This window comes from Deinococcus marmoris DSM 12784, from assembly GCF_000701405.1.
Taxonomy (GTDB): domain Bacteria; phylum Deinococcota; class Deinococci; order Deinococcales; family Deinococcaceae; genus Deinococcus; species Deinococcus marmoris.
In genome coordinates this window covers 23,269-48,549 of sequence record NZ_JNIV01000013.1, presented here as the reverse complement: position 1 = coordinate 48,549, position 25,281 = coordinate 23,269, and the positions used below count along the sequence as shown (strand labels likewise).

Here is a 25,281-nt window from a genome sequence, read left to right as displayed (position 1 = left end):
TTAGGAGTCTGCATTGATGGCCTGCCCGGTGGCCCCCTCACCCCGCTGCTGTCGCAGCGCCTCTCTCTCCTGCGGAGCTGCACCAGTCCCACAAGGGTAGAGGGGAAAAGCCCGTTACTTCCCCGCCAGTTTCAAAATCCGCCCGCTGCCGTATTCAGCCACGTAGACCTCACCCGCCTCGTCCTCGCCAAAGGTGCTGGGGTTGTCCACCTTGCCCAGCGCCTCCTTGGCCCAGCTCTTGCCCCCGGTGGGCGCGGCCCAGACCGTGCCCGTGGCGAAGTCGGCAAAGACGTACTGGCCTTTCAGCGCAGGAATTGCCTTGCCCCGGTAGACGTAACCGCCCGTGATGCTCTGACCCTCGTTGCGGCCATACACCAGCACCGGGTCCACGAAACCCTTGTCGGCGCAGCCCTTCTCGTAACACACCTGACCCTCGCGCACGCGCCAGCCGTAGTTCTCACCGCCCTTGCTGCTGGCCGCCTGAAAGTCCACTTCCTCAAAGGCGTTCTGGCCCACGTCCGCGATCACCAGACCGCCGCCGTCCCGGTCAAAGCTGAAGCGCCAGGGATTACGCAGGCCGTAAGCCCAGATGTTGGGATTGGCCCCCGCACGGCCCGCGAACGGGTTCCCGGCGGCAGGTCTGGCGGCGTCCCCCGACACGTCGAAGCGCAACAGTTTGCCCAGCGGAGTGCCCAGGTTCTGCGCGTTGTTCTGTGGATCGCCGCCGCTGCCGCCGTCGCCCAGACCCAGGTACAGGAAGCCGTCTGGACCGAAGGCGATCTGGCCGCCGTTGTGGTTGCTGTAGGGCTGCTTGGCGGTGAATAGCGTCTTGGCGCTGCCAGCCTCTGCACGGCTGAAATCGGCGGCGGCGGTGTAGCGGGCCAGCACCGTGTCGCCGTTCAGATCGCTGTAATGCACGTACAGGCGGCGGTTGGTCTTGTACCCTGGATCGAAGGTCAGCCCGATCAGGCCGCGCTCCCCGCCCGCCCGCGTCAGCTTCTGGAGGTCCAGAAACAGGCTGTCCCGGACCTTGCCCTTCTCGATCAGGCGCACGCGTCCGTCCTGCTGGGCGGCGTACAGGCGGCCTGAACCGTCCCCGGCGTGGGTCAGGGCCGTGACCTGTTTCAGACCACTGACGAACGGCTGGAACGCCACGGCGGGCGCGGCCTGCGCGGAGGCCAGCAGCGCCGTGACGCCCCAGGCCAGCAGAAAACGGGAGTTGAGTTTAGACATGGTCCAGTTTGACCCAGCCGCCGCACACCCGACTGTGATCCCTGACGCGGAGGCGTGAAGACGCCTTTACCTGTATCTTCCCTGCTGCACGGGATGAAGGCGCAGAGTCGGACGTATTCCAAATCTGGAGGTCAACCATGACTGGACCCTATGACCGTCCGCCCGCTCCGGCGACTGAACCCACCGACACCCCTGCCCCCATGCCCGAGCGTATGCCCGGCGAGAACGGAACAGGCCCGATCATTGATCCGCCCGTCAATCCCGATCTGCCCGGAATGCCCGTTCCCAGCCCCACCGACAACCCGGACACGCCGGGCCTGCCCAGCCCCATGCCCATGCCCGCGATGTAGAGCAGGCAGCAAAAAGGAGGAGCCACCCCGATAGATGGGGTGGCTCCTCTTTTGCGCCGACTACTTCTTCAAGAAGTCCAGCAGCGCCGCGTTCACCTCGTCCGGGAAGGTCCAGAGGATGTTATGCGGGCCGCCTTCGATGACCACGTATTCGCTGCCCTTGATCAATTCCGGCAGACGTGCGCCCGTGGATTCGATGGGCAGCACCCGGTCCGCGTCGCCGTGGATGATCAGGGTGGGCACGTCGATCTTTGCCACGTCCGGGCGGAAATCTTCCAGCCACGTCCCCACACATTCCAGCGTGGCTGTAGCCGAGGCGCGGGCCGCGACGTTCCAACTGGCGCGCACCGCCTCGTCGCTGATGCGGGTGCCACCCAGCACGTCGGTATTGTAGAAATTCTTGAAGAAATCCGTCAGGTAGGCGAAGCGGTCCTTGCGGACGGCGTCCTCGATCCCTGTGAAGACGCTGCGGTCCACGCCTTCGGGGTTGTCACCAGTCTTGAGCAGGAAGGGTGGGATAGAGCCGATCAGCACGGCTTTTGCCACGCGGCCCGAGCCGTATTTGCCCAGGTAGCGGGCAACCTCCCCCGTTCCCATCGAGAAGCCTGCCAGCACCACGTCTTTTAAGTCCAGATGGTCCAGCAGGGTATTGAGGTCGGCGGCGAAGGTGTCATAGTCGTAGCCCACAGTCGGCTGGCTGGACTGGCCGAAGCCCCGGCGGTCATAGGTGATGACGCGGTAGCCCGCCGCGAGCAGGGCCGACTCCTGCCGCTCCCAGGAATGGCCGTTCAGGGGATAGCCGTGAATCAGGACGACGGGCTGACCCGCGCCGTGGTCCTCGAAGTAGAGCTGGATGGGCTGGTTGTTTTCCTGGCCGACAGTGACATGGGGCATATGAATCTCCTTTGATGACCGTCAGCCTAGCGGGGCACAGGTGGCGGTGATGAAGGGGACATACACGAACCTTACGGTTTAATGTCGAGCCAAATCAGAGCGTCTGGCCGTTCTCCCTGAGCCAGCGCCGCTGCGTCTGCCACTCCGGCATGATGCGGGCCACATGCGCCCAGTAATGGGCCGAGTGGTTCATCTCCAGCAGGTGCGCCGCTTCGTGCAGGGCGACGTAACGCAGCACCTCCAGCGGCGCGCGAGACAGTTTCCAGTGCAGGCGGATGTCGCCGGAGCTGCTGCAACTGCCCCAGCGGGAAGTGGTGTCGCTGACCCGCACCCTGCCCAGACGGTCCGCTGCGCCCAGCCGGGCGGCGTATTCCGTGACCAGCGCGGTGTATGGGGCGAGGCAGGCCGCCCGCGTCCATGTTTCCAGCGCCCGCTCCGGTTCATCTGCTGGGAGGAGGAGATCATTGCCCAGACGCACAGGTTTTTTCCGTGCCAGATCAAGCCGGAGCGTCAGCGTTTCACCCAGGAATGGCAATTGCGCGCCGTCCGTCCATGCCTGAGCCGCCAGCGGGCGCGCTGCGTACTGCGCCAGATGATGTTCCACCCAGGCGCGGCGCTGCTGGAGAATGTCCTGAAGCTGTGGCAGGGGCACCCGCTGGGGCGCAAAGATCGTCACCGCACCGGGCCTGACCTGCAAGGCCACCGTGCGCCGCCGCGCGCTGCGCCTGAGGGTCACGGGAACGCCGGAAATGGTCCATGAGGGCGACAACTGCGCTGAAATCCCCAGCAGGAAAGCGCATCTGGACGGGCGGCGGGGCGACACGCTTCACTTTCCCGCCACAAAGGAGCGGGGCGCGAGCATCCTGGCCTCGCGCCCCGCTTCTACCTGCTGCCGTCTACAACTGGCTGTAATTCTGGTTAAAGGTGTCACACTTGTTGGGATCGCCGGTCTGGAAGCCGGTGGTAAACCACTTGACGCGCTGCTGACTGCTGCCGTGCGTGAAGGAGTCGGGAACGATCCGGCCTGCCCCCTGGCGTTGCAGGTTGTCGTCGCCGATGGCCTGCGCGGTGCTGATGGCTTCCTGAATATCAGCCTGCGTGATCCTGGCCTGATCTTTCACGCGGTTGCCCCACACCCCTGCGAAGCAGTCGGCCTGGAGTTCCAGACGCACGCTGGCCTGATTGGCCTGGGCTTCCGTGCGGGCGCTGCGTTGCTCGCGTTCCACCTGATCGGCGATGCCCAGCTCGTTCTGGACGTGGTGGCCAACCTCATGCGCGATAACGTAGGAATACGCGAAATCGCCGCCACCGCCCAGTTGCCGCTCCATCATGGAAAAGAAACTGGTGTCGATGTAGACCTTGTTGTCCAGCGGGCAGTAGAACGGCCCGGAGGCGCTGTTGGCGACGCCACACCCGCCCTGGGTGCCGCGCGTGTACAGCACCAGCCGCGCCGGGGTGTAGGTGCGCCCGGCCTGCTGGAACACGCCGCCCCAGACCTGATTGGTGCTGGTCATGATGCGGTCCATGAACTGATAGTTCTCGTCGGTGGCCGGGGTGCCCTGCGCCTGATTCTGCGCCTGAGACTGACTTTGTGTCTGGGTCTGCCCACCGTCGCCGCCCCCCAGAATCGCGCTGGGATCAATGCCGAAGAACATAGCCACCAGCGCAATGATCAGGCCGCCGATGCCGCCCACGGCAATTCCGCCGCCAGGAACGCCGCCCCCACCCCGCCGGTCCTCGATGCCGCCGCCGCCGCCGGGAAGATTTTTCCAGTCCATAGTCGTGTCTCCTTGAGTGCTGGGCCAGCCTTGCAGCCCTTCTGACGCTGTGATTCGTGCCGCATTGTAGGCTGCCCGCGCAGAGCAAGGGCTGACGCGATCTTTAGAGCGTGTTTTAGAAGGTGTCTCATTTTGAGCCGGGAAATAGATATCTTTCCGTTCAGGCCGCGCTGGGAAGGCGTTTGCGGCTCCCCCCTCCCAGCCTCCCCCACAGGGGGGGAGGAGCTAAAAGCGCGTGTTCCTGGGCCGCGAGAAAATCTGGAGACCCCTTATAAACACGCTCTTAGACCGTGGCAGAGAGGGACCGTGGAAAACTGGTCCTCAGCGCACCACCCGCCCCGCCCGTACCGCGCAGACGCGCACCCCCTGACCCTCGGCGTGCAGCGCCTGACCCGTGTCGTGGAGCTGCAATTCCTGCTGTCCCAGAGCCAGCGTGTAGGTCACGGCGTGGCCCTTGAACTCGCGGGCCAGCACCACTGCCTCGGTCCCGGAAGGATCGTCGGTGAAGGCCAGATGCTCGGGGCGCACGCTGACCATCACGGGGCCGTCCGGGACCGCCTCCCCCTCCAGTTCAATGGTGCCCAGCACCGTGCGGGCCAACCCAGCCTGAACGGTGCCGGACAGCAGATTGCTGCGGCCCAGGAACGAGGCGACAAACGCCGTGCGGGGGCGGGCGTAGACCTCCTGCGGGGTGCCGATCTGCTCGATCTGCCCGGCGCGCATCAGGGCAATCCGGTCACTGAAGGCCAGCGCTTCTTCCTGATCGTGCGTGACCAGGATGGCCGCCACGCCGCTGCGGCGCAGGATGGCGCGCACCTCCTGGCGGGTGGAGTGGCGCAGTTGCGCGTCCAGATTGGAAAACGGCTCGTCCAGCAGCAGCAGGCGGGGGCGCGGGGCCAGTGCGCGGGCCAGCGCGACGCGCTGCTGCTGCCCGCCGGACAACTGATGCGGCATCCGCGTCTCGAAGACGGTCAGGCCCACCAGCGACAGGGTTTCGCGGGCGCGGGTCAGGCGCTCGGCACGCGGCAGACGGTTCAATCCGAACAGCACGTTGCCCAGCACGCTCAGGTGCGGAAACAGCGCGTAGTCCTGAAAGACCAGCCCCACGCCCCGGCGCTCGGGGGGCTGCGGCGGCTGGGTCATGTTGCGCCCGTCGATCCAGACTGCCCCGCCGTCCGGCTCCTCCAGCCCCGCGATCAGGCGCAGGGTGGTGGTCTTGCCGCAGCCCGACGGCCCCAGCAAGGTCAGCAGTTCGCCCTGGGCAACCTGCAAACACAGGTCATTGACCACCGGGGGCAGATTGCTGACCTGGCGGCCCGGCGGATGAAAATACTTGACCAGATGCTGCAATTCCAGCGCGAACGGGGCGGAGGCTGGGTGAGTAGCCGTCCCTCCCTCAGGCTTAAGCCTGTCGATGACGGTCATATAGGTCTCCTCATTCCCGTTCCCGCCGCAGGATCAGCAGGGTCAGCATGGCCCCCACCGCCGCCAGCGCCAGCGCGTAGGGGGCGGCGCTGGCATACTGCGCTTCCTCGGTGTAGCTCCAGACGTTGCGGGCCAGCGTCTCGAAACCGATGGGCGAGAGCAGCAGCGTCAGCGGCAATTCCTTGAGTACGCTCAGAAACACGAAGGCCGCGCTGACCAGCAGCCCCGGCCCCAGCAGCGGCAGCGTGACCCGCCGCAGCGCCCCCGCCCGCGACACCCCCAGCACGCGGGCGGCTTCCTCTAACCGGGGCGTGGCCCGCACCAGCCCACTGCGAATCGGGCCGATGGCCTCGGCGACAAAGTGCAGCGTGTAAGCGATGATCAGCAGCGGCAGCGTCTGGTACAGCGGCGGCGCGGCCCGCAGCACGAAAAAGATCAGCGCCAGCGCGAAGGCCAGCGGCGGCGTGGCGTAGCCCAGGTACGCGGCCCGCTCGATGACGCGCGGCCAGCGCCCGCTGAAGCGGCTGCCGATCAGGGCCAGCGGCAGGGCCAGCGCCGTGGTGGTCAGGGCAGCCAGCGCCGCCGCCCCCAGCGCGGATTGCAACGCGTCCAGCAGGCTGGGCCACGCGAAGGGGCTGGTTTCCAGGCCCAGCCAGTACAGCACCGTACCCAGCGGCAGCACCAGCGACACGAACGCCAGCACCGCCACGAACCCCCAGGCCAGCGGGCGCAGACGGCCCAGCTTGACGGTGCCGGGTTTGCGCGCGGTGGACGGAGAAACGCGCGAAAGAAATACGCCGCGCATGAACCGCGCCTCCAGCCACAGCACCGCTCCAGTCAGCACCAGCAGCAGCAGCGCCAGCCACGCCGAATACACCCGGTCATACGCTGCCGTGTACTGCTGATAAATGGCCGCGCTGAAGGTGGGGTAGCGCATCAGGCTGACCACGCTGAAATCGCCCAGGGTGTGCAGGCCGATCAACAGGCCCCCCGACAGCCACGCCGGGCGCAGGTGCGGCACCGTGACCTGCCAGAACGTTTGCCAGCGGGTACGGCCCAGCAGGCGGGCGGCGTCCTCCAGTGCGGGGTCCTGGGTTCGCAGCGCGGCGTGCAGGTTCAGGAACAGGTACGGAAAGGTGAACAGCGTCAGCACCAGCAGCGCGCCCCAGAAGCCCCCTGGCCCCGGCACGCGCAGCCCGGTCAGGGAGTCGATGGCCCCGCCCGCCCCGCCCGCCGCAATAAAGGCGTAGGCCCCCACATACCCCGGAATTGCCAGCGGCAGCACGCCCAGCAGCGTCAGCAGGCCGCGTGGGCGCAGGTCCGTGCGGGCCGCCAGGAAGGCCAGCGGCAGGGCCACCAGCGTGGTGGTCAGCAGCACCGACGCGCCCAGCAGCAGCGTATTGCCCGCCAGCGTCAGATTGCGCGAGCGAAAGACGATCTCGCGCAGCTCGCCCGGGTCGGCCCCCAGGGCGCGCATTACGAGGTACGACAGCGGCACCAGCACGCCCAGCAAGGTGAGCAGGGCGGGCAGCAAGAGGGAAAAGGGCAGTCTTCGGTTCATGGGCAGGGTGGCACCGGGCCAGTCGCCAGACTTTAACAGATCAGATTAGTCGGGTTTGTCCCGGAGACCGGATAAAACGGGGAACTGAGGGCGTCAGAGCAGTTCTGCGAATTACGTCACCGAAATAAAAGGCTTCCGGCGACTCCATTCTCTCGTTCCGAGCTGTACCAGTCCGTCCTGCTCAGCAAAATTCGCTCGCTGTCTTGGGCAGAACAGACTGTCGTCATGGGATAGCACCCGTATGGGGCTGTTCCTCTGCTCCGCAGCTTTGCAAGTCCCCTTGACTGGCACAGCTCCGCAGGAGAGGACGCTTGCCCGCCCCGCTCGGTCATGAAAATGGCCTTTTTATGACAACTGCTTTAAGTGCTTTAAGGCGTGCGCCCCCGCCACGCCAGCAACGACAGAACAATCAGAACTAGCGGTGAGGCAATCAGGAGGCCGTTGCTCAGGCCCTGCGAGATCTGGGCCTTGACCGAAATTCCAGTTTGCGGGTCAGGTGGAGGCAGGGCGGCTCCCAGCACAGCGTCCACACCCAGGCCAGCAGCGATCAGCAGCAAAACAGCGGCCAGGCCCAGGCCCAGGCTGATCCACACGGGTTCCTGACCTGCATAACGCAGCAACCGTGGCAGGGCCATCACCGCTCCGGCCAGCAGACCCACCGCCAGATAAACAGCGCCGAAACTGCGTCCCATACTGTCACTGGCAAACAGGACACTGCCCAGTACGGCCAGCAGTGCCACAAAGGCCAGCGCCGCCACTCCACGCGCCCAGACCAGTGGGAGAGCCGTCATCGCCAGCAACACGCCCACCGATACGCCCGCGCCCAGCAGCAATCCCAGAATTCCCATAGCGCAGTGGAGCATAAAAAGCCCCGCACCAGCAAAAACCGGAACGGGGTTGAATTGCGAGTTGGGAAGATTACAGCAGGCCAGCGTCCCGCAGGAGCTTTTGCGCCTTCTCGATGTTCTTGGGCAGGGCGGTGGGATCGATCTTGGGGCCGCGCTTGCTCATCTCGCTGAAGGGGCGCATGGTGGTGGGCTGAAGGATGTTGCCGATCACCGGATACTCGAAATTGACGCTCAGGAAGAAGGTCTGCGCGTCCTTGCTCACCAAATAACTCAGGAGGCGTGAGGCGGCGGCGGTGTTCTTCCCCGTCTTCAGGATGCCCGCGCCCGTGGCGTTGCCCAGGTTGCCGATATCGCCGTTCTTGAAGAAGTAGGTATCGATAGGGTAGTTCAGGCGGTTGACGCGCTGGATGTAGTAGTGGTTGGTCAGGCCCACGTCGATTTCACCGGAGCGCATGGCTTCAAGCATCCCCACGTTGCTGGTCTTGTAATCCTTGGGTTGCAGCGCCTTCATGCCTTCGAGCCACTGTTTGGTGGTGGCCTCGCCGTGCTGGGCGATCATGCCGGCCAGGAAGTCCTGGAAGCTGGGGTAGGACACGGTCCAGCCGATGCGGCCTTTCAGAGAGGTCATTTTGGGCAGATCCAGCACGCTGTCGGGGAGCTGCTCGGGTTTGATCTTCTCGGTGTTGTAGGCCAGCGTGCGGAAACGAACGGTGGTGGGCAGCCACGCGCGGTCTGCGGGCAGGTAGTCGCCTGACACGTTGCGGGTCTGCGAAGCGCCCAGCTTGACGAACTTCCCTTCCTCCGCCAGTTCGCCCAGCGCGCCCACGGAGTTGCCCCAGAACACGTCGGCGGGACTGCGGCTGCCCTCTTCACGCAGGGCGGCCACCAGTTGCGCGTCGGTGCCGTAGCGCACGTTGACCTTGATACCAGTCTGTTTCTCGAACTGCTGGACAATCGGTTCCACGAACGTCTTGCCGCGCCCGGAATACAGGGTGAGAGAGGTATTGGACTGGGCCAGCGTGGTGCCCGTCAGGAGCAGGGCGATGGTGGTGAGCATTGCGTTACGCATGTCACCAATCCTAAGTAAACAAGTCGGATTAATGAGGTATAAATGTCCCGGCGCTGGGAGAAGATGCCCTGATGCGGCTTCGCGAGCCGAGTTTATCCCAGACACACCGGACTTCTGGTCCCCGCGCTAACCCTTGAGCGGTCCACGCCGTCACGCCAGAACAGCAGCCAGCAGCACGAGCAGGGCCGATGTCCGGGAAGTCCACCACATCCCCGGTATGCCACGCCTGAGTGAATCACCACACATCTGGCCTGTAGCTGAGTGACGGAACCTAACGTTCTTCTAGGGCCAGTTCCACCAGCCGCGTGACCAATTCGCTGTAGCCCAGGCCCGCTGCCTCGAACAGCTTGGGGTACATGCTGGTCTGCGTGAAACCGGGCATGGTGTTGACCTCGTTCAGGACCAGTTCGCCGCTGTCCTCCAGATAAAAGAAGTCCACGCGGGCCAGTCCGGCGCAGTCCAGCGCGCGGAAGGCGGTCAGCGCCAGCTCGCGCACGCGCCGGGCCACGTCCTCGGGAATGGGAGCGGGAATATGGACCTCGGCACGGCCCTCGGTGTATTTGGTCTCATAGTCGTAGAACTCGGCGGCAAAGCGCAGCTCGCCCACCGGACTGGCAATGGGAGAATCGTTGCCCAGCACCCCTACCTCCAGCTCACGCGGTCTGCTGGCGGTCATGGCCTCCAGGATCACGCGGCGGTCCAGACTGAAGGCCAGATCCAGCGCGGCGTCCAGCTCTTCCGAGCCATGCACCTTGCTGATACCCACACTGGACCCCAGGTTGGCGGGCTTGACGAACAGCGGAAAGCCCAGCTCGGCGGCCCGTGCCCGCACGCCGTCGGCGTCATTGGCCCACTCACGGCGCACGGCCAGCCGCCACGCCACCTGCGGAATCCCCGCCGAGGCCAGCACCTGCTTGGTCATCACCTTGTCCATGCTGACCGCGCTGCCCAGCACGCCGCTGCCCACGAACGGAATCCCTGCCAGTGTCAGCAGGCCCTGCACGGTGCCGTCCTCGCCCATCGGGCCGTGCAGCAGCGGAAAGACAGCGTCGTAGCCCTCGGCGCTGGCGACGCGGTGCAGCACCAGATCGCCGCCGGATTCCGCGCTGCCGTTTTCCAGGGCCTGCCGGGTATCGGTGGGCGGCAGCCAGCGTCCCTGCTTGCTGATCGCCACAGGGGTCACATCGAATTGATCGCGGGGCAGGGCCGCCAGGACGCTGCGGGCGCTCATCAGACTGACCTCGTGTTCCCCGGACTGACCGCCCGCCAGCAGCAGAATGCGCTTCTTCATCGGGGCGCAGTATGTCATGTGTGGGGGAATTGGCTGGGCGGCGGGTTAGAGGGGGCTGGAGGCTTCGCCGTCAAAAGATCTAAACGTCTGAAGGCCAGAGGCAGCGCACCGTTTCCCGCGTTCTGCGCTCGCTACTCCTCTACCGCCCGCGCTCCAATCCGCCCGCCGATATCCCGCCGCAATTGCGCCCCCGCGAAGTCCACCCGGTCTGCCAGCGCGTAGGCCCGCGCCAGGGCCGTGTTCAGAGTCGGAGCGACGGCAGTGGCGGCCAGCACGCGCCCGCCGTTGCTCTGCAATTGGCCACCGACTTCACGGGTTCCAGCATGGAAGATGATCTCGCCGTCTCCCCCGTCCGGCAGGACCAGCGGCACACCGCGCACCGGATCGCCGGGATAACCGGGGGCAGCGAGGATGATGACCGCACTGGCCTCGTCGCTGAATTGGACGGTCTGCGGGTCCAGTTTCCCGTTCGCCGCATCCAGACAGTGCTGAGCGAGGTCACTTTGTAGCAGGGGCAACACCGCCTCGGCCTCGGGGTCACCGAAGCGGGCGTTGAATTCCACCACCTTCGGGCCGTCCGGCGTGAGCATCAGCCCGGCATATAGGACGCCCTGGAAGGGCAGTCCCTCGGCGCGCATTCCGGCCAGGGTGGGGGCGATGATGCGGGTCTTGATGACCTCCAGATCAGCATCCAAGAGGGGAAAGGGGCAGATCACGCCCATACCCCCCGTCATCGGGCCAGTGTCGCCCGCGTAAATGGTCTTGTGATCCTGGCTGGGCGGCGTCAGGGCAAAGCGTTCGCCATCGGTCAGCGCCAGCACCGAGACTTCCTGCCCGGTCATGAAGTCCTCGATGACGGCGCAGGCGTCCGGGACGCTGAAAATGTCTTTTAGAGCAGCCTTCGCCTCGGCCTGGGTGTGGGCAATCGTGACGCCCTTGCCCGCCCGCAACGCCGCGTCCTTGATGACGGTGGGCATGGCCTGACTGTCCAGATGCGCCAGCGCCCCCTCCAGATCAGTAAAAGTGGCGTGCTGCGCGGTGGGAATGCCGTGCCGGAGCATGAACGCCTTGCTCCAGCCCTTGTCGCCTTCCAGACGGCTGGCCGCCTGCGTGGGGCCGAAGGCGGGAACGCCACGCGCTGTACACGCATCCACCACACCCGCCGCCAGATACGCCTCCGGGCCGACGATCACCACATCTACCCCTTCGCTCACAGCCAGTCCAGCCAGCGTATCGGCGTCCTGGACGCTGTCCAGGATCCGGGCGAGTTGCGCGATTCCGGGATTGCCAGGGGTACACAGCACCGTATGGCCCTGCCGCGCACAGGTGTGGACGATGGCGTGTTCGCGCCCGCCGCCGCCGATCACCAGGACTCTCATATCAGCACCTTCACGAGTTGCGAACCGCTTTTTTCTGCCAGTAACGCATCAGCCCCTGCACGCTCATCCACGGCGGGCAGGCGAAGTCGTAGCGGGCGGGCAGGTCCTCGCCCTCGGCCAGCAGCTCCTGCATCAGCACTTGGGTATAAGCCTCCGAGATCGCTTCAAACTCCTGACCCGCCTCCATCCCGGCGCGGATACGCCCCGCATCCAGCTCCATCTTTTCCAGCAGGCCGTCCCAGTGGGTGTCCTTGTGGGCGTAGCTGCCGAAATGGGCCAGATGCAGGGTCTGGGCGTCCCGTTGACGCAACGCGGCGACGCTGTCCCTCCAGACCTCCAGATCGATGTCCGGCGGCGGCGTGGGCGCACGCGGGGTCTGGTGGGTGTCCAGCCGCACGCCGCCGACATCCCCGACGAACAGATCGGGGCCGACGTGGTAGGCCAGATGGTGGACCGCGTGGCCAGGGGTATACAGCGCGTCCACACTGGCGTCTCCGATCTGGAGCGTTTCGCCACCCGCCAGCACAGTCATTTTCTCAGCGGGGATCGGAAGCATCTCGCCCCACAGGCGGTCCATCGCGTCGCCGTAAATCTGGGTGGCGCTGGCCACCAGCCGTTCCGGGCTGGCCAGATGCTTCGCGCCGCGCTCATGAACATAAACCCGCGCCTGCGGCACCCGCGCGAGAATGGTCCCGGTAGCCCCGGCATGGTCAAAGTGAATGTGCGTCAGCAGCAGGTGGCGCACATCGTCCAGCCCGGCTCCCAGCGCCTCCAGCCCGGCACTCAACGCGGGCAGGGTGCTGGTAGGCCCGGTATCCACCACCGCCAGCCCATCCCCGGTGTCCAGGATGTAGGCGGCGATCACGCCAGGGGTGTCCTGAAAGTTCAGGTCAATCAGATTGACGCCCTTCATGCCACGCCCGAGACGCGCGCCACGGCCAGCAGGGCGGCGGCGGCGTACTGGACGAATGCAAAGATCCGCAGCGTCCCCGCATTCTGGGCAGCCTTAAGCGGCCCCAGCGTGAGAAACAGGATGATGGTGGCGCTGAGGGCAACGGCAGCGCAGAAAAGCCAGAGAGCCATGCGGCCCAGGATACGGGGTTGGCGGCTAAAGAGTGGCGGGTGGTGGGCAGGCTGGCCCACATCTCCCTTTCGCGCAGCTACCTTTCACGCATCGTCAGGGCAATCAGGGCGTCCCAGTCGTCGGGCTGCTGGGCGTCGTCCAGCGCGGCGCGGTTGCGGCCCGTGAAGCCGCACTTCGCGCACTGGTGAACGATGATCCAGCCCTTCTTGCCGCTCTGTTCCGCCCCCACCGGGACCAGTGATCCGTGGCAGGTGCTGGCGCGGTCACCGGGCAGCACGTCCACATGCAGGCTGTGCAGGCAAGCAGGGCAGTGGTTGCGGACGCTGCCATTGGTCAGGGGCAGAACCTCTGCGCCGCAGTTCTGGCAGGTAAAGGCGTTGTTGGTGCCCTGCACGGTGAAGCGGCGTCTGGCGGTGTCGGTCACACCTTGCGCCTCATGGCACGCTGCCGCGCCTCCCAGCGGGAATCCAGAAAGGCGCGGATCACGGCGGTGCCCACCAGCGCCGTGCCCAGCAGCAAGAAGGCCAGCCCCGCACCGCTGACGATCCAGCCCTGCCACGCTACCGACCCCGCCAGCATTCCCACCACGAAAATCACCAGACCGGCCAGCATGCAAAATCCCACGGTCAGCCGCCACGCCCACACGCTGCCGCGCCAGACATTGAACAGCAGCACGGCGGTGGCCAGGGCGTACAGCAGATCGCGCACCCAACCTTCCGTCTGCCCCTGCACCAGCCCGGCCACAAAGGGCGTCACCGAGACCATGAAAATGCCGACCAGGACCGCCAGCGTGGGCGTGCGTCCGGCCTCGGCCTGCCGGGAATCAAAGGGAGAAGAGGCAGACATCAGACCCCTATTTCAACACGTCCGGGGCGGGACAATTGGGGGGCATCTCGTCGGTGGAAGGGTGAGGAGCCTTTTCGCCCATAGAACGTTCCCTGGCAGCCAAAGCTAAACCCTCAATAAACTTGACATGACCACGCTCAAGTTTCAGAATAGAGGCAGCTTGAATGTTCTGTCCTACTTCTATTCCCCGGAGGTTTCCGCTTGAATCCAGAACGCTTTACCGAGGCGAGTGCCACCGCCATCAACGCTGCCCAGCAACTCGCGCAGGGGAGTGGACACCAGACCCTGACCGTGGCCCATGTGCTGCGAACGTTAACCGACAACGACACCGCTGCCCGTGCCATCACCGCCGCCGGGGGCACTCTTCAACATCTCCGCACCGCGCTGGATGCTGAACTGGGCAAGCTGCCGCGCGTGCAGGGCGGCGGCGAGCAGCTTTACCTCGATCCGGCGCTGAGCCGTGCATTTGCAAAAGCTGACACCATCGCGGAGCAGTTTGGCGACTCTTTCGTGGCCGCCGATGCCCTGCTGCTGGCCCTGCGCGGCGAGTCCAAACTGAAAGAGCTGCCGAAAGAAGCTGAACTCAACCACGCCATTTCGGGGGCGCGTAAAGGAAAAACCGTGACCAACAAATCCAGTGAAAGCCAGTTCGACGCGCTGAACAAGTACGGCACCGATCTGACCCAGCGGGCCAGGGACGGCAAATTCGATCCCGTGATTGGACGCGACGAGGAAATCCGCCGCGCCATGCAGATTCTGTTGCGCCGCACCAAGAACAACCCGGTGCTGATCGGCGAACCGGGGGTGGGCAAGACCGCCATCGCCGAGGGCCTCGCCATCCGCATCGTCAGCGGCGACGTGCCGGAGGGCCTCAAGAACAAGCGCATCGTCAGTCTGGAAATGGGCAGCCTGCTGGCCGGGGCCAAGTACCGGGGCGAGTTCGAGGAGCGGCTGAAGGGCGTGATCGACGAGGTTCTGGCTTCGGCAGGGGAAATCATCCTGTTTATCGACGAGCTGCACACCATTGTCGGCGCGGGCAAGACCGAGGGCAGCCCCGATGCCGGGAACATGCTCAAGCCCACGCTGGCACGCGGCGAACTGCACCTGATCGGCGCGACGACGCTGGACGAGTACCGTGAGATCGAGAAGGACTCCGCACTGGAACGCCGCTTTCAGCCCGTGATGGTCAACGAGCCAAGCGTGGAGGACACGATTTCCATCCTGCGCGGCATCAAGGAGCGCTATCAGGTCCACCACAATGTGGAAATCACCGACCCGGCGCTGGTGGCCGCCGCCACCCTCAGCGAGCGCTATATCACGGACCGCCAACTGCCCGACAAGGCCATCGACCTGATCGACGAATCGGCGGCCCGGTTGCGAATGGCGCTGGAAAGCAGCCCGGAGCGCATCGATCAACTGTCGCGCCGCAAGTTGCAACTGGAAATCGAGCGCGAGGCCCTCAAGCGCGAGAAGGATCAGGACTCGCAGAACCGCCTGCTGGACATCGAGGACAGCCTCAAGGCGATTACGGACGAGCTGACCGAGGTGCGCGGGCGCTGGGAGGCCGAGCGCGGCGAGGTGGCCGCCCTGCGCGAGAAACGCGAGACGCTGGACACCGTGCGGACCGACATCGAGCGGGCCAAGCGCGACTACGATCTGCAACGCGCCGCCGAACTGGAATACGGCCAACTGCCGCAGCTTGAAAAGGATGTGCAGGATCTGGAGAAAAAGCTCAAGGGCGCGGAATTTGCCCACATGGAGGTGACCGAGGAAGACATCGCCGCCGTGGTCAGCCGCTGGACGGGCATTCCGGTCACCAAGCTGCTGGAAGGCGAGCGCGAGAAGCTGCTGCACCTCGAAGACCAGCTCCACAACCGCGTGATCGGTCAGGACCGCGCGATCACCAGCGTGGCCGACACCATCCGCCGGGCGCGGGCGGGCCTGAACGACCCGAATCGTCCACTGGGCAGCTTCATGTTCCTGGGACCAACCGGCGTGGGCAAGACCGAGCTGGCCAAGGCGCTGGCCGAGTACCTGTTCGACAGCCAGGACGCAATGGTACGCCTGGACATGTCCGAGTACATGGAAAAGCACACGGTGGCCCGCCTGATCGGAGCGCCCCCCGGCTATGTGGGCTACGAGGAGGGCGGGCAGCTCACCGAGGCCGTGCGCCGCCGCCCCTACAGCGTGCTGCTGCTCGATGAGATCGAGAAGGCGCACCCAGATGTATTCAACGTGCTGCTGCAAGTGCTGGACGATGGCCGCCTGACCGACGGACAGGGCCGCACGGTGGACTTCCGCAACACGCTGATCGTGCTGACCAGCAACGTGGGCAGCCCGCTGATTCTGGAGATGCAGGCGGGGGGCGACAGCGCAGACGAGATCCGTGACGCCGTGCTGGGCGAGTTGCAGGCCCAGTTCCGCCCGGAATTTCTGAACCGTGTGGACGACATCATCGTGTTCGACGCGCTGACTCAGGCTGATCTGCACCGCATCGTGGACATCCAGTTGGGTGGTCTGAGGAAGCGTCTGGCCGAACGCCGCGTGACCCTGCATGTGGACGACGCCGCCAAGGACAAGCTGGCGCAGATCGGTTATGACCCGGCCTTTGGCGCACGCCCCCTCAAGCGCGCCATCGCCCGCGAGATCGAGACGCCGCTGGCCCGCGAGATTCTGGGGGGCCACGTGCCGGACAACAGCGTGCTGAACGTGGAGTATGTAGATGGCCACTTCCAGTTCGGGACAGGCGTGCTGAACTGAACACGTCTGGGCTCGGACGATAGGGCATCAGGCCATTCCTGAAATCGAGAAGCCGCACTGGAGGACATCCCCCCAGGCGGCTTTTCCCTATCTCTGTGGCTCACAGCAAACTGATGTCCAATCTCCGCTCCAGCACCTGCCGGGCCAGTTGATGCAGGCTGCGCGGATCGTATTCGCCCAGCTCCAGCTTTTGCAGCAGCGCCACCGACAGCCCGGCCTCACGCGCCAGCTCTTCCTGCGAGAAGCCCAGAAGTTGCCGCCGAACGCGAACCACCAGTGCGCCGGGAAAGGGGGGCGAGGTCATACGCCATGATGCGCCGTCGCGGCCAGGAATGCGATACTCCCCGCATGGACGTTCTCGCGCTGTACCGACAGGCCGGGGCCTACCACGAGGGGCATTTTCTCCTTGCCAGTGGCCGCCACAGCCCCAAATTCCTGCAAAGCACCACCGTGCTGCAATACCCGCACCTGACCGGCCAGATCGCCGCCGCGCTGGCCGGAAAACTGACCGACGCGGGCGTTCAGGCTGGCCTGATCATCGGCCCCGCGATGGGCGGCGTGGTCCTGGCCTATGAGGTGGCCCGACATTACGGCGGCGAGAACGTGCGCGCCATCTTTACAGAGAAGGATTGGAAAGGCGGGATGAAAATCCGGGAGGCGTTTACGATTGCTCCTGGAGAGCCGTTTATCGCTGTGGAAGACGTGCTGACCACCGGGGGCAGCGTGCTGAAAGCCGTGCGCGCCGCCGAGGCTGCCGGGGGTAGATGCGCCGCCATCGCCTGCATCGTGGACCGCCGCGCCGTGGAGGGTCCACTGGAAGGCTATCCGCTGGTCTCGCTGACCCGTCTGGTCTTCGACACCTACCCGCCGGATGACGTGCCGGAGTGGCTGGCAGAGCTTCCGTTGCAGGAAATCTAGCGCTCCAAATCGATCTGCACGCCGTCCGCCGTCTCGTAACGCACGACGCCCAGGCCAGGGACAAAATACGTGGTCTGGGCGCTGATCTGCCCTCCCGCGTTGGTCTCGGTGCGGATACTGAAGGCATTGTATTTGCGGCCCGCGCCATTGATGGCCGCTATTCCCGTGACGGTGCTGACGGACTTCAGCGTGCCCTTGCCGCTGGACCAGCGCTGGCCCGGCGTCAGCGGCGCGGGCGGATAAACATTGAGCGGCGCGGCGTACCAGCCCAGCCGCCCGCCCGCGTTCACACCGCGCAGCCACACGCTGCCGTCCGGGCGGTATTCCAGCAGGTCCTGCGTGAAGGTCTTGCCGCCAAATTGATGGCTGATCGGCACCACCCGCACGCCCCGGTAGGTCACGGCTGGCCCCACCACCTGCGTCTCGCCGTTGCTGTAGGTCCAGTGGGTGCCGGGCTTGCTGGGGTAGTAATCAGGATAAGCCCCGGCCTGTGCGGCGGCCCAGGCCAGCGTGCCCAGCAGCGCGGCGGGCAGAAGGCGGAAGGCGAGGTCTCTGGCAGGCATCTGAGGATCAGCTTAGAGCGCGGACCTTGACGGTGTTCTGACGCGGGCAGAAGACAGCGCTCTGCCTCCAATGTCCTATTCCTGATCCAGTCCCAGTTCGGTGCTACGGCGGGTGGCCTCGATCACCGCCTGCATCAGGCCGCCGCGCACGCCCGCCGCTTCCAGGGCGGCCAGTCCGGCAATGGTGGTGCCGCCCGGCGAAGCCACCTCGTCCTTGAGCATGCCGGGGTGGGCGCGGCGTTGCAGCAGTTCGCCGCTGGCCACCAGCAGTTTGGCTGCCAGCTCGTTGGCCAGCACGCGCGGCAGGCCCATGCGAACGCCGCCGTCGGCTAGCGCCTCGGCCACCACGGCGGCGTAGGCGGGGCCAGAGGCGCTCATACCAGTAAAAGCGTTGAACAGGTGTTCGGGCAGATCGTAGGCGTCACCCACCGAGCCGAACAGGTGGTGCGCGAAGGCCAGATCGCCCGCGTCGGCGGCCTCCTGCGGCCCGGTGATGGCGGTTTGCGACAGCCCGATGGTGGCCGCCAGATTGGGCATCACGCGCACCACCCGCTGCGTGCCCAGCCGCCGCGCCAGGCTGGCCACGCTGACTCCAGCCATCGTGCTGATGTACCCGGCGTTCTCCTGCGCCAGCCACTCGCTGGTCTCCGGGAACACGCGCGGTTGCAGACTGACCAGAATGCGCTGGGCGTCCCGCAGGTCCGCGTGTTCGATCACCCGTGCCCCGGTCCGCGCGGCGATCTCCTGCACCCGCGCCGTGTTGGCATCGATCAGGCCGATCTGCGTGGGCGCGATCCCGCCGCGCGAGGTCACACCTTCAAGCAGGGCCAGCCCCAATTTTCCGACGCCGACGATGGCAAGTTCCATGCGCGGCAGTATAGGGGTGAGGCTCAGGCGGGCAGACGGCGCTGTCTGACGCGCGTGGGAGGCGCGTATTCTTTCAAGCGTTATGGGCTGCGATATACACGAACATTTTGAAGCTCGCCAGGACGGTGGCTGGACGTGGATTCAGGTGCTACCCCCGATAGACTGGGACACAGCAACGCCGGAAGAGGAAGAGGCTTACTGGAATCTGCCTCTTTTTATGGGGCGTGACTACGAACTTTTTGCCATCCTGGCAGGCGTGCGAAACCACCTGAGAGTTCAACCGATCTCCCCACCGCGCGGCATACCCAGAGATGCGGGCGAGGCGGTGCGGGCAGCTTGGGCCACGGCTCAGAAGTATCCAGAGGTCCACACTCCTTCGTGGCTGTCCCTTCAGGAACTGCTGGATTTTGATTGGAATCAGTCACTCATCCACCGCGTTTCAGGAGACGAAGAAGCGCTCAGGCCACATTCGGAGCAGTTTTTGACCTACCGCGATGCTGTGTCAGACAATAACTTTGTCAACAGAGGATTGGCCCAGCTACAAACGCTCGTTGAAAATCCTGCTGATTTGCGGATGGTGTTCTGGTTCGACAGCTAGTTCTGGCTGCATGCAGAGTGACGGTGTTCCCACCTGCTCGCGGCCCGCTAGACTCCTGCCCATGCTGGTCTACCACCTGCCCGGAACTTTTGAAACGCGCGAGGCGCACCTGGATTTGCTGTGGGAGGCGGGCGCAACGGGTCTGGAGGAACGCGCCGGGCTGATCCGCGCCTATTTCGATGCACGCACAGAATTAGACGCCGAGATCGCGGACGGCGAATGGCGAGACGAGGCCGATCAGGACTGGCAGGCCCACTTCAAGGCCACGCTGAAGCCGGTGCGCGCGGGCCGCGTGACCATCGTGCCGCCGTGGCTGCGGGATGAAGTGGAGGCCGGGCAAGTCGCGCTGATCATCGAGCCGGGCATGGCCTTCGGCACCGGCCACCACGCCACGACACGCATGGCCGTGGAGGCGCTGTCTGCGCTGCAATTAAATGGCAAGCGTGTGCTGGACGTGGGCACGGGCAGCGGCGTGCTGGCGATTGCGGCGGCGCTGCTGGGCGCGGACCACGCCACGGGTCTGGACATCGATCCCCTGACCATCCCCATCGCCATCGAGAACGCAGAAATCAATGGGGTGCCATCAGGGCGCGTGGCCTTCGCGGAGGGCAGCCTGGGCCTGGGCGACGAATCCGACGAGACGTTCGATGTGCTGGTCGCCAACCTCTACGCCGAGTTGCACGATCTGCTGGCGGGTGAATATGCCGCCGCGCTGCGCCCCGCCTCCCCACTGATCCTGACGGGCATCCTGACCGGCAAGCTGGACCTCGTGCGCGCCGCGCTGGACCGCGAGGGCTTCGGCGGCGTCACCGTGCGCGAGGACGGCGAGTGGGTGCTGGTCACGGCCACTTCACCCCAGGCATGACCGACACGCGCATCCGTGTACAGGAACTGACCGCGCAGATGACGCTGGGACCGCGCGAGGCCCGCCATCTGCACGTCCTGCGGCTGAAGGTGGGCGACATGCTGCGCGTGTTCGACGGACAGGGCGCGGAGGCCGGGGCCGAGATCGCGGAACTGGAGGCGGGCCGCGCCGTCCTCACGCTGGGCGCGGCGCTGGGCGGCGCGGCGGAAACCCCGTTTCCCCTGACGTTGGCGGTGGCGCTCCTGAAGGGCGACAAGCTCTCGGACGTGGTGCGCGCCGCCACCGAACTGGGCGTGGCACGGGTGCAACTGCTGATCACGGCCCGCGCCGACGCCCGCGAGATCGGCGCGCAGAAGCTGATGCGGTTGCAGCGGGTGGCCGAGGAAGCCAGCAAGCAGTCGCGCCGCGCGGTGGTGCCCGAAGTCCTCGCGCCCATTGCGCTGGCGGACTTCCGCTGGAACGGTCAGCTTTTCGTGGCCCAGCCCGGTTCAGCCGGAAGGATCATGAATCTGCTGGACTGGGCCGCGCCCGTGAACGTCCTGACCGGCCCGGAAGGCGGCCTGACCGACGCCGAGGTGGCCGGGCTGATCGAACGCGGCGCACACGCGGTCACGCTGGGGCCTCGCATCCTGCGGGCGGAGACGGCCCCGGTGGCGCTGCTGGGCGCGATTGCGGCGGCAGGCGAGGGAGAAGCCTAGCCCAGCGCCCCTGCCGCACCCAGTTCGCTGGGCACCAGTTGCCGCCAACTGTGAACCCCGCCCACCTGCACGGTCACGAAGCGCTCCAGCGCCCGCCACAGGGCCGGACGCTCGGCCAGCGGCACCGGGGCCTCCATGTTGGCCCTCACCGTGCGGCGCACCACCCCACGCAGAAAGTCCAGCGAGGTGGGTGGATACGCGGGCAGGCTGGCGCAGGCCGCGCACAGCATCTGGCCGCCCACTGGGTCCGGGTGGGCTGGGTCCGGCGCACCGCAACGGGCGCAGCGGGCGGTCTGCGGCACGATTCCCGCCAGTCCCAGCAACTTGTAGCTCATCACCAGCGCCACCCATTCTGGGTCCGGCTGGTGCGCCACGCCGCGCAGGGCCGCCGCGAACAGCTCAAACGCCGTCTCGCTGAATTCCCCTTCCTGAAACAGCGCGTCGGCGAATTCGGCCATCAGGTGCGCGAAGGCGTGCCGCTCCGGCTCGGCCAGGCTGGGCAGCGCACCCTCCAGCACCGCCTGCTTGACCGTGGCCAGATCGTTGTTGGGCGTCTGGTACACCTGCACGCCGACGTGGTGAAACAGGTTCAGGCGGCTGGCCAGCGGCCCGCGCACCCCGCCGCGCGCAATCGCCTTGAGTTTGCCCTGCGGCGTCAGCAACGTCACGATGATGTCGCCGGACGGCATCACCCGGCGGCGGATCACGATGCCGCTGCGGTTGGCGCTACGGAACTTCATGGCCGATCTCGCATCAAAGTCTCCTGCGCCGAGTTTTCCTGCGCTGAGGGCCGCGTCACGCTCCGCAGTCTAGGCGCTCCCGTCTGCACTGCCTGTGCCGCTCTCCACGTTCCTGGCCGCGCCGGGCGGGTAAACTGACAGGCGATGAACGACCCGCGCCCACAGGAACACAGTGTCCGCGATCTGCTGCGGGAACTCTTTCCCGAAACGCACCGCGAACTGTTCGGCAACCATGACGCCGATACACCACCCACCCTGGGCCTGTACCCGGTGGCCGATGGCCGGCTGGCGCTGGTCTACGGCGATCAACTGGCCGAATTTACCCCGCTGGACCCCAAGGGGAAAAATGCCCTGCACTGCGACTTATGCCACTACACCCGCAGCCGCAGCGAGGCCGCCCTGTACCGCGTGGTGGTGGCCGCCCGCCGCAGCCGCTACGTGACCCTGTGTACCGCCACCGAAGCCTGCCAGGGCCGCGCCGGGCGCAAGGGGCTGGAGACGCTGGCGGGGCGGATTTTTCCACTGGAGTTGCCGTACACGGAATAGGGCTGGCCTGACGGTTGAGCCGTTTGGCGCATGGCAAGCCTTGCCGCCTCTCCGCTAGCCTGCCCGCATGACCGAACCCAATACCTCCCACGTTCCCGTGACCGAATGGGCCGCCCTCGTGCCGGAGCTGGATGTCAGCGATCTGGCGCGCAGTCTGGACGTGTACACCCGGTTGTTCGGCTTTACCGTCAACTACACCCGCCCCGGTTTCGCTTACCTGAGCCTGGGGCGCATTCAATGGATGCTCTCGCAGATTCGCCCAGACGGTTCCTGGCAGACCGGCCCGCTGGAGCCTCCCCTGGGACGCGGCATCAACTTTCAGATTCAGGTACCGGATATCGATGCTCTATACGGGCGGCTGGAGGGCGACGCCTACCCCGTCTCCGTGCCCATGAAGACCTCCGCGTATCTGGAGGGCGACACCGAACATCAGCAGCGCGAATTTCTGGTGCAGGACCCGGACGGTTATCTGCTGCGTTTCACGGACTGAAGTTAAGCCCCCGCTTTGGCCAGCCGATGCTGTAAATCGGCCCGCACCCGCACCGCCAGCGGAAAGTTCAGGTACGCCTCCAGCTTTCTGGGATCGGCAGAGCGTTTGTAGTGCAGGGCGAACAGATCGCCAATGCTGGGAGCGTCTGCCGGGCCAGGAATCAGGCGCACGCTGTCGCCCGGCCCCACCTCGCCGCCGCGCAGCACGCGGGTGTAGAAGCCGGGACGGGCCAGCCCCTTGAACTGCTTGACAAAGGCCGGATCGCCCACGTGCGCCGCCAGCGTGGCGCAGGGAATGCGCGGGGCGGTGACTTCCAGCAGCGCGCCGCCTGTCTCTCCGAGTTCCAGCCGGTCTCCCACGCGCATGGCGGCGGATTCCAGCCCGCTGATCAGCAGGTTCTCGCCGAAGAGGCCGGGGGGCAGCGCCCGCCCCAGTTCGGCCTCCCAGACGTCATAGTCCTCACGGGTGTAGATGTACACGGCCTGATCGGGGCCGCCGTGGTGGCGCGTGTCCATCACATGGTCTCCCTCCAATCCAGCTTCAGTGATCCGCACGCGGCCCGGCAACGGACGCTTGTCGATACCGCTGATGTGCGGGCGCTCGCCAATCTGGACAGGGGCAGGCTGACCAGCATTGACGCTCTGAATCTGGCGATCTGGGGCAGTCATGGGGTCCAAGCTATCAGGAGTGGTGAAGGCACCGTCAGATATGGCCCGGACGCGCCGCCTAAGCTGTGCAGGATGGGCACGCTGCTGTTTTTCCGGGTCTTCGGTGTGGCGCTGCTGCTGGGGCTGCTGCTGACGCTGGGGGCGGGCGTGGGCATCTCGCAGGCTGTCCCGGGTACGCCGCCCCTGACCCTGCTGAGCGGCCCACTCTCGCCCCCGGATCTGGCCGCGCTGGATGGACTGGCAGAGGTGGCCCCAGCCCTGGCACCCACCTGCCCCGAACCACAGGCCCCGTTGGACCGCGTGCTGTATGACCACCTGCGCGGCCAGGGCGCGGCGCTGAGCTGCGGCAACGCCTTCGTGGGGCTGATCCACTTTCCCAACGACGACTCCGGCCTGAGCGAACAGCCGCCGAACCCGATGGGCGGTTTTGCCGTGATGGCCCGCCAGATCGAGGGCGCACGGCACGAGGTCCTGCTGGCCAACATGCTGTGGGACGACGGCCCCGGCTCTCCCGGCGTGTTGCTGGCCCGCTCCATCGCCCAGTTGCGGCGGCAGGTGGCCCACCACCCTGAGCGTTACCCGCAGGGCGTGACCGTGCGCCTGATGTTCGGCAACAGCGTGCGCCTGGATAGCCTGCTGGACCCCACCAGCAGCGTCTACAGCGCCGCGCAGCACCTGCTGGAAGCCGGGGTGCCGCTGGGCGACGATCCGGTGCAGGGATTCACGCTGGAACTCGCCAACTACACCTATGCCTATCCGCACAACCACCTCAAGGTGCTGGTCATTGACGGGCAGGAAACAACGGCGGGCGGGGCCAACATCAGCTTCTTTCACCTTCCGGCCAGCACCCCCGGCGGTCTGGACCTGACTGACCTGCTGCTGACCCTGAAGGGACCGGTGGCGCGGCAGACGGTGGCCGCCTTCCGCGATTCCTGGCTCCTGAGCCGTCCTTTGCGGTGTCGGGCAGGCGTCACTGCCGCCAATCTGCGCCAGGACTGCGTGCTGGTAGACGCCGGAAACCCCTACCCGCTGTTCTACACCGCCCCGCCGCAGCCTGCCGGAACCTCGCGCGCCTACGGTCTGTACCGCCGCGCCGGGTATGAGACGCAGGACGCCGCGCTGCCCGCCCTGTTCGCCGCCGCCGGGTCCAGCATCGACCTGATGCAGTCTCAGATCAGCGGCACCGTGCAGTGCAGCCTGAGCCTGACCGCGCCGGGCGGCTGCCCGTTTCCGCAGGAGGTTCTCCCGGTGTGGCAGGCCATCCTGGGTGCGGTCCGGGACCGGGGCGTGCGCGTGCGCGTGGTGCTGGACCATGACCCGCTGCTACAAGTCGAGCCGCTGGCACTGCTGTCCAGCCTGTGGAGGCAGCTCAGGCCGCTGGGCCTGGAAGACCGCTTGCAGGTCCGCTGGTCCGGCACGGCGGGCGGCATGCACACCAAGGCCGCGCTTGTGGACGACGCGATGGCGGCAGTGGGCAGCCTCAACCTGCATTTCTCGTCATTCGACAATCACGGCCTCAACGAGTACACGCTGGCAACCAGCGACCCTGCCGCAGTGAAGGCCGTGCGGCAGAACTTCGACTTCGAGTGGGCGCGTGGGAAGAGATTCGAACTCCCCTACTGGCTGCGACCCTGAAATTCAGCGTTGCAGTACCCACTGTAAATCCCGTCTAGGCTCAACGCGCAGCCCAGGTAGGGAACCCGCACCTCGCCGCCGTACTGGAGAACAAGACTTCCATCAGCAGACACGGCGCAACTTCGGCCATTGTCCCGGTCATCGTATTGTCGCAAACCAGCATTAAATCCGGGTA

Annotated in this window: 28 protein-coding genes; 9 read left to right on the top strand and 19 right to left on the bottom strand. The window is 65.9% G+C overall.

Annotated features, from left to right (window positions below; all coding sequences use genetic code 11):
* Positions 1-114: 114 nt before the first annotated feature.
* Positions 115-1,233 carry a PQQ-dependent sugar dehydrogenase gene (locus tag Q319_RS0104780; RefSeq protein WP_029480882.1) on the bottom strand — a complete coding sequence of 373 codons (1,119 nt, stop codon included), beginning with the start codon at positions 1,231-1,233 and terminating at the stop codon, positions 115-117.
* Between the two features lie 137 nt (positions 1,234-1,370).
* On the opposite strand from Q319_RS0104780, the gene Q319_RS0104775 reads away from it, so the two are divergent.
* On the top strand, positions 1,371-1,583 hold the full coding sequence (locus Q319_RS0104775; protein ID WP_029480880.1) for a hypothetical protein: 213 nt from the start codon (positions 1,371-1,373) through the stop codon (positions 1,581-1,583).
* A 60-nt stretch (positions 1,584-1,643) separates the two neighbouring features.
* On the opposite strand, the gene Q319_RS0104770 is transcribed toward Q319_RS0104775, so the two are convergent.
* The 13 genes from Q319_RS0104770 to Q319_RS0104710 all read right to left on the bottom strand — a co-directional run bounded on the left by Q319_RS0104770 (position 1,644) and on the right by Q319_RS0104710 (position 13,758).
* Positions 1,644-2,477, bottom strand: a complete 834-nt coding sequence (locus Q319_RS0104770; RefSeq protein WP_029480878.1) for an alpha/beta fold hydrolase — start codon at positions 2,475-2,477, stop codon at positions 1,644-1,646.
* 94 nt (positions 2,478-2,571) lie between these two features.
* The gene (locus tag Q319_RS0104765) at positions 2,572-3,213 is read right to left on the bottom strand and encodes a M48 family metallopeptidase (protein WP_245618975.1); all 642 of its coding nucleotides are present in this window, start codon (positions 3,211-3,213) and stop codon (positions 2,572-2,574) included.
* A 160-nt stretch (positions 3,214-3,373) separates the two neighbouring features.
* Positions 3,374-4,255, bottom strand: coding sequence for a KPN_02809 family neutral zinc metallopeptidase (gene ypfJ / locus Q319_RS0104760; protein WP_029480874.1), 882 nt, complete (start codon positions 4,253-4,255; stop codon positions 3,374-3,376).
* Positions 4,256-4,576: 321 nt separating this feature from the next.
* Positions 4,577-5,680, bottom strand: coding sequence for an ABC transporter ATP-binding protein (locus tag Q319_RS0104755; RefSeq protein ID WP_029480873.1), 1,104 nt, complete (start codon positions 5,678-5,680; stop codon positions 4,577-4,579).
* A gap of 10 nt (positions 5,681-5,690) precedes the next feature.
* A complete protein-coding gene (locus Q319_RS0104750; protein ID WP_029480871.1) occupies positions 5,691-7,241 on the bottom strand; it encodes an ABC transporter permease in 1,551 nt (516 codons plus the stop codon).
* Between the two features lie 368 nt (positions 7,242-7,609).
* Positions 7,610-8,089: a hypothetical protein gene (locus Q319_RS0104745; RefSeq protein WP_029480869.1), complete on the bottom strand. Its 480-nt coding sequence runs from the start codon at positions 8,087-8,089 to the stop codon at positions 7,610-7,612.
* Between the two features lie 70 nt (positions 8,090-8,159).
* Positions 8,160-9,158: an iron ABC transporter substrate-binding protein gene (locus tag Q319_RS0104740; protein ID WP_029480867.1), complete on the bottom strand. Its 999-nt coding sequence runs from the start codon at positions 9,156-9,158 to the stop codon at positions 8,160-8,162.
* A 271-nt stretch (positions 9,159-9,429) separates the two neighbouring features.
* On the bottom strand, positions 9,430-10,449 hold the full coding sequence (locus Q319_RS0104735; RefSeq protein WP_029480866.1) for a D-alanine--D-alanine ligase family protein: 1,020 nt from the start codon (positions 10,447-10,449) through the stop codon (positions 9,430-9,432).
* Positions 10,450-10,580: 131 nt separating this feature from the next.
* Positions 10,581-11,828, bottom strand: coding sequence for a phosphoribosylamine--glycine ligase (purD, locus tag Q319_RS0104730; protein WP_029480864.1), 1,248 nt, complete (start codon positions 11,826-11,828; stop codon positions 10,581-10,583).
* Positions 11,829-11,838: 10 nt separating this feature from the next.
* Positions 11,839-12,741: an MBL fold metallo-hydrolase gene (locus Q319_RS0104725; protein WP_029480862.1), complete on the bottom strand. Its 903-nt coding sequence runs from the start codon at positions 12,739-12,741 to the stop codon at positions 11,839-11,841.
* A complete protein-coding gene (locus Q319_RS28090; RefSeq protein ID WP_169816503.1) occupies positions 12,738-12,911 on the bottom strand; it encodes a hypothetical protein in 174 nt (57 codons plus the stop codon). Before Q319_RS28090 ends, Q319_RS0104725 begins: the two co-directional genes overlap by 4 nt.
* Positions 12,912-12,988: 77 nt before the next feature.
* Entirely contained in the window at positions 12,989-13,336 is a 348-nt protein-coding gene (locus Q319_RS0104715) for an RNHCP domain-containing protein (protein ID WP_029480861.1), read from the bottom strand.
* Entirely contained in the window at positions 13,333-13,758 is a 426-nt protein-coding gene (locus tag Q319_RS0104710) for a hypothetical protein (protein WP_029480859.1), read from the bottom strand. The genes Q319_RS0104715 and Q319_RS0104710 overlap by 4 nt, the downstream gene beginning before the upstream one ends.
* Before the next feature lie 201 nt (positions 13,759-13,959).
* Between Q319_RS0104710 and clpB the strand changes: the two genes are divergently transcribed.
* Positions 13,960-16,518, top strand: coding sequence for an ATP-dependent chaperone ClpB (gene clpB / locus Q319_RS0104705; RefSeq protein WP_029480858.1), 2,559 nt, complete (start codon positions 13,960-13,962; stop codon positions 16,516-16,518).
* Between the two features lie 100 nt (positions 16,519-16,618).
* Here the strand turns inward: clpB and Q319_RS0104700 are convergent, their stop codons facing one another.
* The gene (locus tag Q319_RS0104700) at positions 16,619-16,822 is read right to left on the bottom strand and encodes a helix-turn-helix domain-containing protein (protein WP_029480856.1); all 204 of its coding nucleotides are present in this window, start codon (positions 16,820-16,822) and stop codon (positions 16,619-16,621) included.
* A gap of 44 nt (positions 16,823-16,866) precedes the next feature.
* Here Q319_RS0104700 and pyrE point away from each other — a divergent pair, with 44 nt between their 5' ends.
* Positions 16,867-17,436: an orotate phosphoribosyltransferase gene (pyrE, locus tag Q319_RS0104695; protein ID WP_029480854.1), complete on the top strand. Its 570-nt coding sequence runs from the start codon at positions 16,867-16,869 to the stop codon at positions 17,434-17,436.
* Here pyrE and Q319_RS0104690 read toward each other — a convergent pair.
* Positions 17,433-17,999, bottom strand: coding sequence for a hypothetical protein (locus Q319_RS0104690; RefSeq protein ID WP_051655105.1), 567 nt, complete (start codon positions 17,997-17,999; stop codon positions 17,433-17,435). The genes pyrE and Q319_RS0104690 overlap by 4 nt on opposite strands.
* Before the next feature lie 75 nt (positions 18,000-18,074).
* The gene (gene proC, locus Q319_RS0104685) at positions 18,075-18,866 is read right to left on the bottom strand and encodes a pyrroline-5-carboxylate reductase (RefSeq protein WP_029480850.1); all 792 of its coding nucleotides are present in this window, start codon (positions 18,864-18,866) and stop codon (positions 18,075-18,077) included.
* An 82-nt stretch (positions 18,867-18,948) separates the two neighbouring features.
* Here proC and Q319_RS0104680 point away from each other — a divergent pair, with 82 nt between their 5' ends.
* From Q319_RS0104680 to Q319_RS0104670, 3 genes are all read left to right on the top strand, one after another.
* On the top strand, positions 18,949-19,464 hold the full coding sequence (locus Q319_RS0104680; RefSeq protein WP_029480849.1) for a hypothetical protein: 516 nt from the start codon (positions 18,949-18,951) through the stop codon (positions 19,462-19,464).
* A 61-nt stretch (positions 19,465-19,525) separates the two neighbouring features.
* A complete protein-coding gene (locus tag Q319_RS0104675) occupies positions 19,526-20,329 on the top strand; it encodes a 50S ribosomal protein L11 methyltransferase (RefSeq protein WP_029480848.1) in 804 nt (267 codons plus the stop codon).
* Positions 20,326-21,027, top strand: a complete 702-nt coding sequence (locus Q319_RS0104670; RefSeq protein WP_029480847.1) for a 16S rRNA (uracil(1498)-N(3))-methyltransferase — start codon at positions 20,326-20,328, stop codon at positions 21,025-21,027. Before Q319_RS0104675 ends, Q319_RS0104670 begins: the two co-directional genes overlap by 4 nt.
* Here the strand turns inward: Q319_RS0104670 and recO are convergent.
* Positions 21,024-21,767, bottom strand: coding sequence for a DNA repair protein RecO (gene recO, locus Q319_RS0104665; RefSeq protein ID WP_029480845.1), 744 nt, complete (start codon positions 21,765-21,767; stop codon positions 21,024-21,026). The two genes, Q319_RS0104670 and recO, sit on opposite strands and share 4 nt — an antisense overlap.
* Before the next feature lie 144 nt (positions 21,768-21,911).
* On the opposite strand from recO, the gene Q319_RS0104660 reads away from it, so the two are divergent.
* Positions 21,912-22,313, top strand: coding sequence for a hypothetical protein (locus Q319_RS0104660; RefSeq protein WP_029480843.1), 402 nt, complete (start codon positions 21,912-21,914; stop codon positions 22,311-22,313).
* 67 nt (positions 22,314-22,380) lie between these two features.
* Positions 22,381-22,803 (top strand): bleomycin resistance protein, encoded by a 423-nt coding sequence (locus Q319_RS0104655; protein ID WP_051655104.1) that lies wholly within the window; start codon positions 22,381-22,383, stop codon positions 22,801-22,803.
* A gap of 2 nt (positions 22,804-22,805) precedes the next feature.
* Here Q319_RS0104655 and Q319_RS0104650 read toward each other — a convergent pair whose 3' ends face one another.
* The gene (locus Q319_RS0104650) at positions 22,806-23,471 is read right to left on the bottom strand and encodes an MOSC domain-containing protein (RefSeq protein WP_029480840.1); all 666 of its coding nucleotides are present in this window, start codon (positions 23,469-23,471) and stop codon (positions 22,806-22,808) included.
* A 72-nt stretch (positions 23,472-23,543) separates the two neighbouring features.
* On the opposite strand from Q319_RS0104650, the gene Q319_RS0104645 reads away from it, so the two are divergent.
* Positions 23,544-25,106: a phospholipase D-like domain-containing protein gene (locus tag Q319_RS0104645; protein ID WP_081845894.1), complete on the top strand. Its 1,563-nt coding sequence runs from the start codon at positions 23,544-23,546 to the stop codon at positions 25,104-25,106.
* Positions 25,107-25,281: the final 175 nt, after the last annotated feature.

What these genes read in the sequence shown, in the direction of transcription:
- Q319_RS0104670 (WP_029480847.1), top strand. Translation starts at nt 20,326, where the DNA reads ATGACCGACACGCGCATCCGTGTACAGGAACTGACCGCGCAGATGACG.
- Q319_RS0104690 (WP_051655105.1), bottom strand. Translation starts at nt 17,999, where the DNA reads ATGCCTGCCAGAGACCTCGCCTTCCGCCTTCTGCCCGCCGCGCTGCTG.
- Q319_RS0104735 (WP_029480866.1), bottom strand. Translation starts at nt 10,449, where the DNA reads ATGAAGAAGCGCATTCTGCTGCTGGCGGGCGGTCAGTCCGGGGAACAC.
- Q319_RS28090 (WP_169816503.1), bottom strand. Translation starts at nt 12,911, where the DNA reads ATGGCTCTCTGGCTTTTCTGCGCTGCCGTTGCCCTCAGCGCCACCATC.
- Q319_RS0104675 (WP_029480848.1), top strand. Translation starts at nt 19,526, where the DNA reads ATGCTGGTCTACCACCTGCCCGGAACTTTTGAAACGCGCGAGGCGCAC.
- Q319_RS0104740 (WP_029480867.1), bottom strand. Translation starts at nt 9,158, where the DNA reads ATGCGTAACGCAATGCTCACCACCATCGCCCTGCTCCTGACGGGCACC.
- Q319_RS0104710 (WP_029480859.1), bottom strand. Translation starts at nt 13,758, where the DNA reads ATGTCTGCCTCTTCTCCCTTTGATTCCCGGCAGGCCGAGGCCGGACGC.
- ypfJ (WP_029480874.1), bottom strand. Translation starts at nt 4,255, where the DNA reads ATGGACTGGAAAAATCTTCCCGGCGGCGGCGGCGGCATCGAGGACCGG.
- Q319_RS0104750 (WP_029480871.1), bottom strand. Translation starts at nt 7,241, where the DNA reads ATGAACCGAAGACTGCCCTTTTCCCTCTTGCTGCCCGCCCTGCTCACC.
- Q319_RS0104755 (WP_029480873.1), bottom strand. Translation starts at nt 5,680, where the DNA reads ATGACCGTCATCGACAGGCTTAAGCCTGAGGGAGGGACGGCTACTCAC.
- Q319_RS0104645 (WP_081845894.1), top strand. Translation starts at nt 23,544, where the DNA reads ATGGGCACGCTGCTGTTTTTCCGGGTCTTCGGTGTGGCGCTGCTGCTG.
- proC (WP_029480850.1), bottom strand. Translation starts at nt 18,866, where the DNA reads ATGGAACTTGCCATCGTCGGCGTCGGAAAATTGGGGCTGGCCCTGCTT.
- recO (WP_029480845.1), bottom strand. Translation starts at nt 21,767, where the DNA reads ATGAAGTTCCGTAGCGCCAACCGCAGCGGCATCGTGATCCGCCGCCGG.
- Q319_RS0104655 (WP_051655104.1), top strand. Translation starts at nt 22,381, where the DNA reads ATGACCGAACCCAATACCTCCCACGTTCCCGTGACCGAATGGGCCGCC.
- Q319_RS0104680 (WP_029480849.1), top strand. Translation starts at nt 18,949, where the DNA reads ATGGGCTGCGATATACACGAACATTTTGAAGCTCGCCAGGACGGTGGC.
- Q319_RS0104745 (WP_029480869.1), bottom strand. Translation starts at nt 8,089, where the DNA reads ATGGGAATTCTGGGATTGCTGCTGGGCGCGGGCGTATCGGTGGGCGTG.
- Q319_RS0104770 (WP_029480878.1), bottom strand. Translation starts at nt 2,477, where the DNA reads ATGCCCCATGTCACTGTCGGCCAGGAAAACAACCAGCCCATCCAGCTC.
- Q319_RS0104780 (WP_029480882.1), bottom strand. Translation starts at nt 1,233, where the DNA reads ATGTCTAAACTCAACTCCCGTTTTCTGCTGGCCTGGGGCGTCACGGCG.
- Q319_RS0104650 (WP_029480840.1), bottom strand. Translation starts at nt 23,471, where the DNA reads ATGACTGCCCCAGATCGCCAGATTCAGAGCGTCAATGCTGGTCAGCCT.
- Q319_RS0104725 (WP_029480862.1), bottom strand. Translation starts at nt 12,741, where the DNA reads ATGAAGGGCGTCAATCTGATTGACCTGAACTTTCAGGACACCCCTGGC.
- purD (WP_029480864.1), bottom strand. Translation starts at nt 11,828, where the DNA reads ATGAGAGTCCTGGTGATCGGCGGCGGCGGGCGCGAACACGCCATCGTC.
- pyrE (WP_029480854.1), top strand. Translation starts at nt 16,867, where the DNA reads ATGGACGTTCTCGCGCTGTACCGACAGGCCGGGGCCTACCACGAGGGG.
- Q319_RS0104775 (WP_029480880.1), top strand. Translation starts at nt 1,371, where the DNA reads ATGACTGGACCCTATGACCGTCCGCCCGCTCCGGCGACTGAACCCACC.
- Q319_RS0104700 (WP_029480856.1), bottom strand. Translation starts at nt 16,822, where the DNA reads ATGACCTCGCCCCCCTTTCCCGGCGCACTGGTGGTTCGCGTTCGGCGG.
- Q319_RS0104660 (WP_029480843.1), top strand. Translation starts at nt 21,912, where the DNA reads ATGAACGACCCGCGCCCACAGGAACACAGTGTCCGCGATCTGCTGCGG.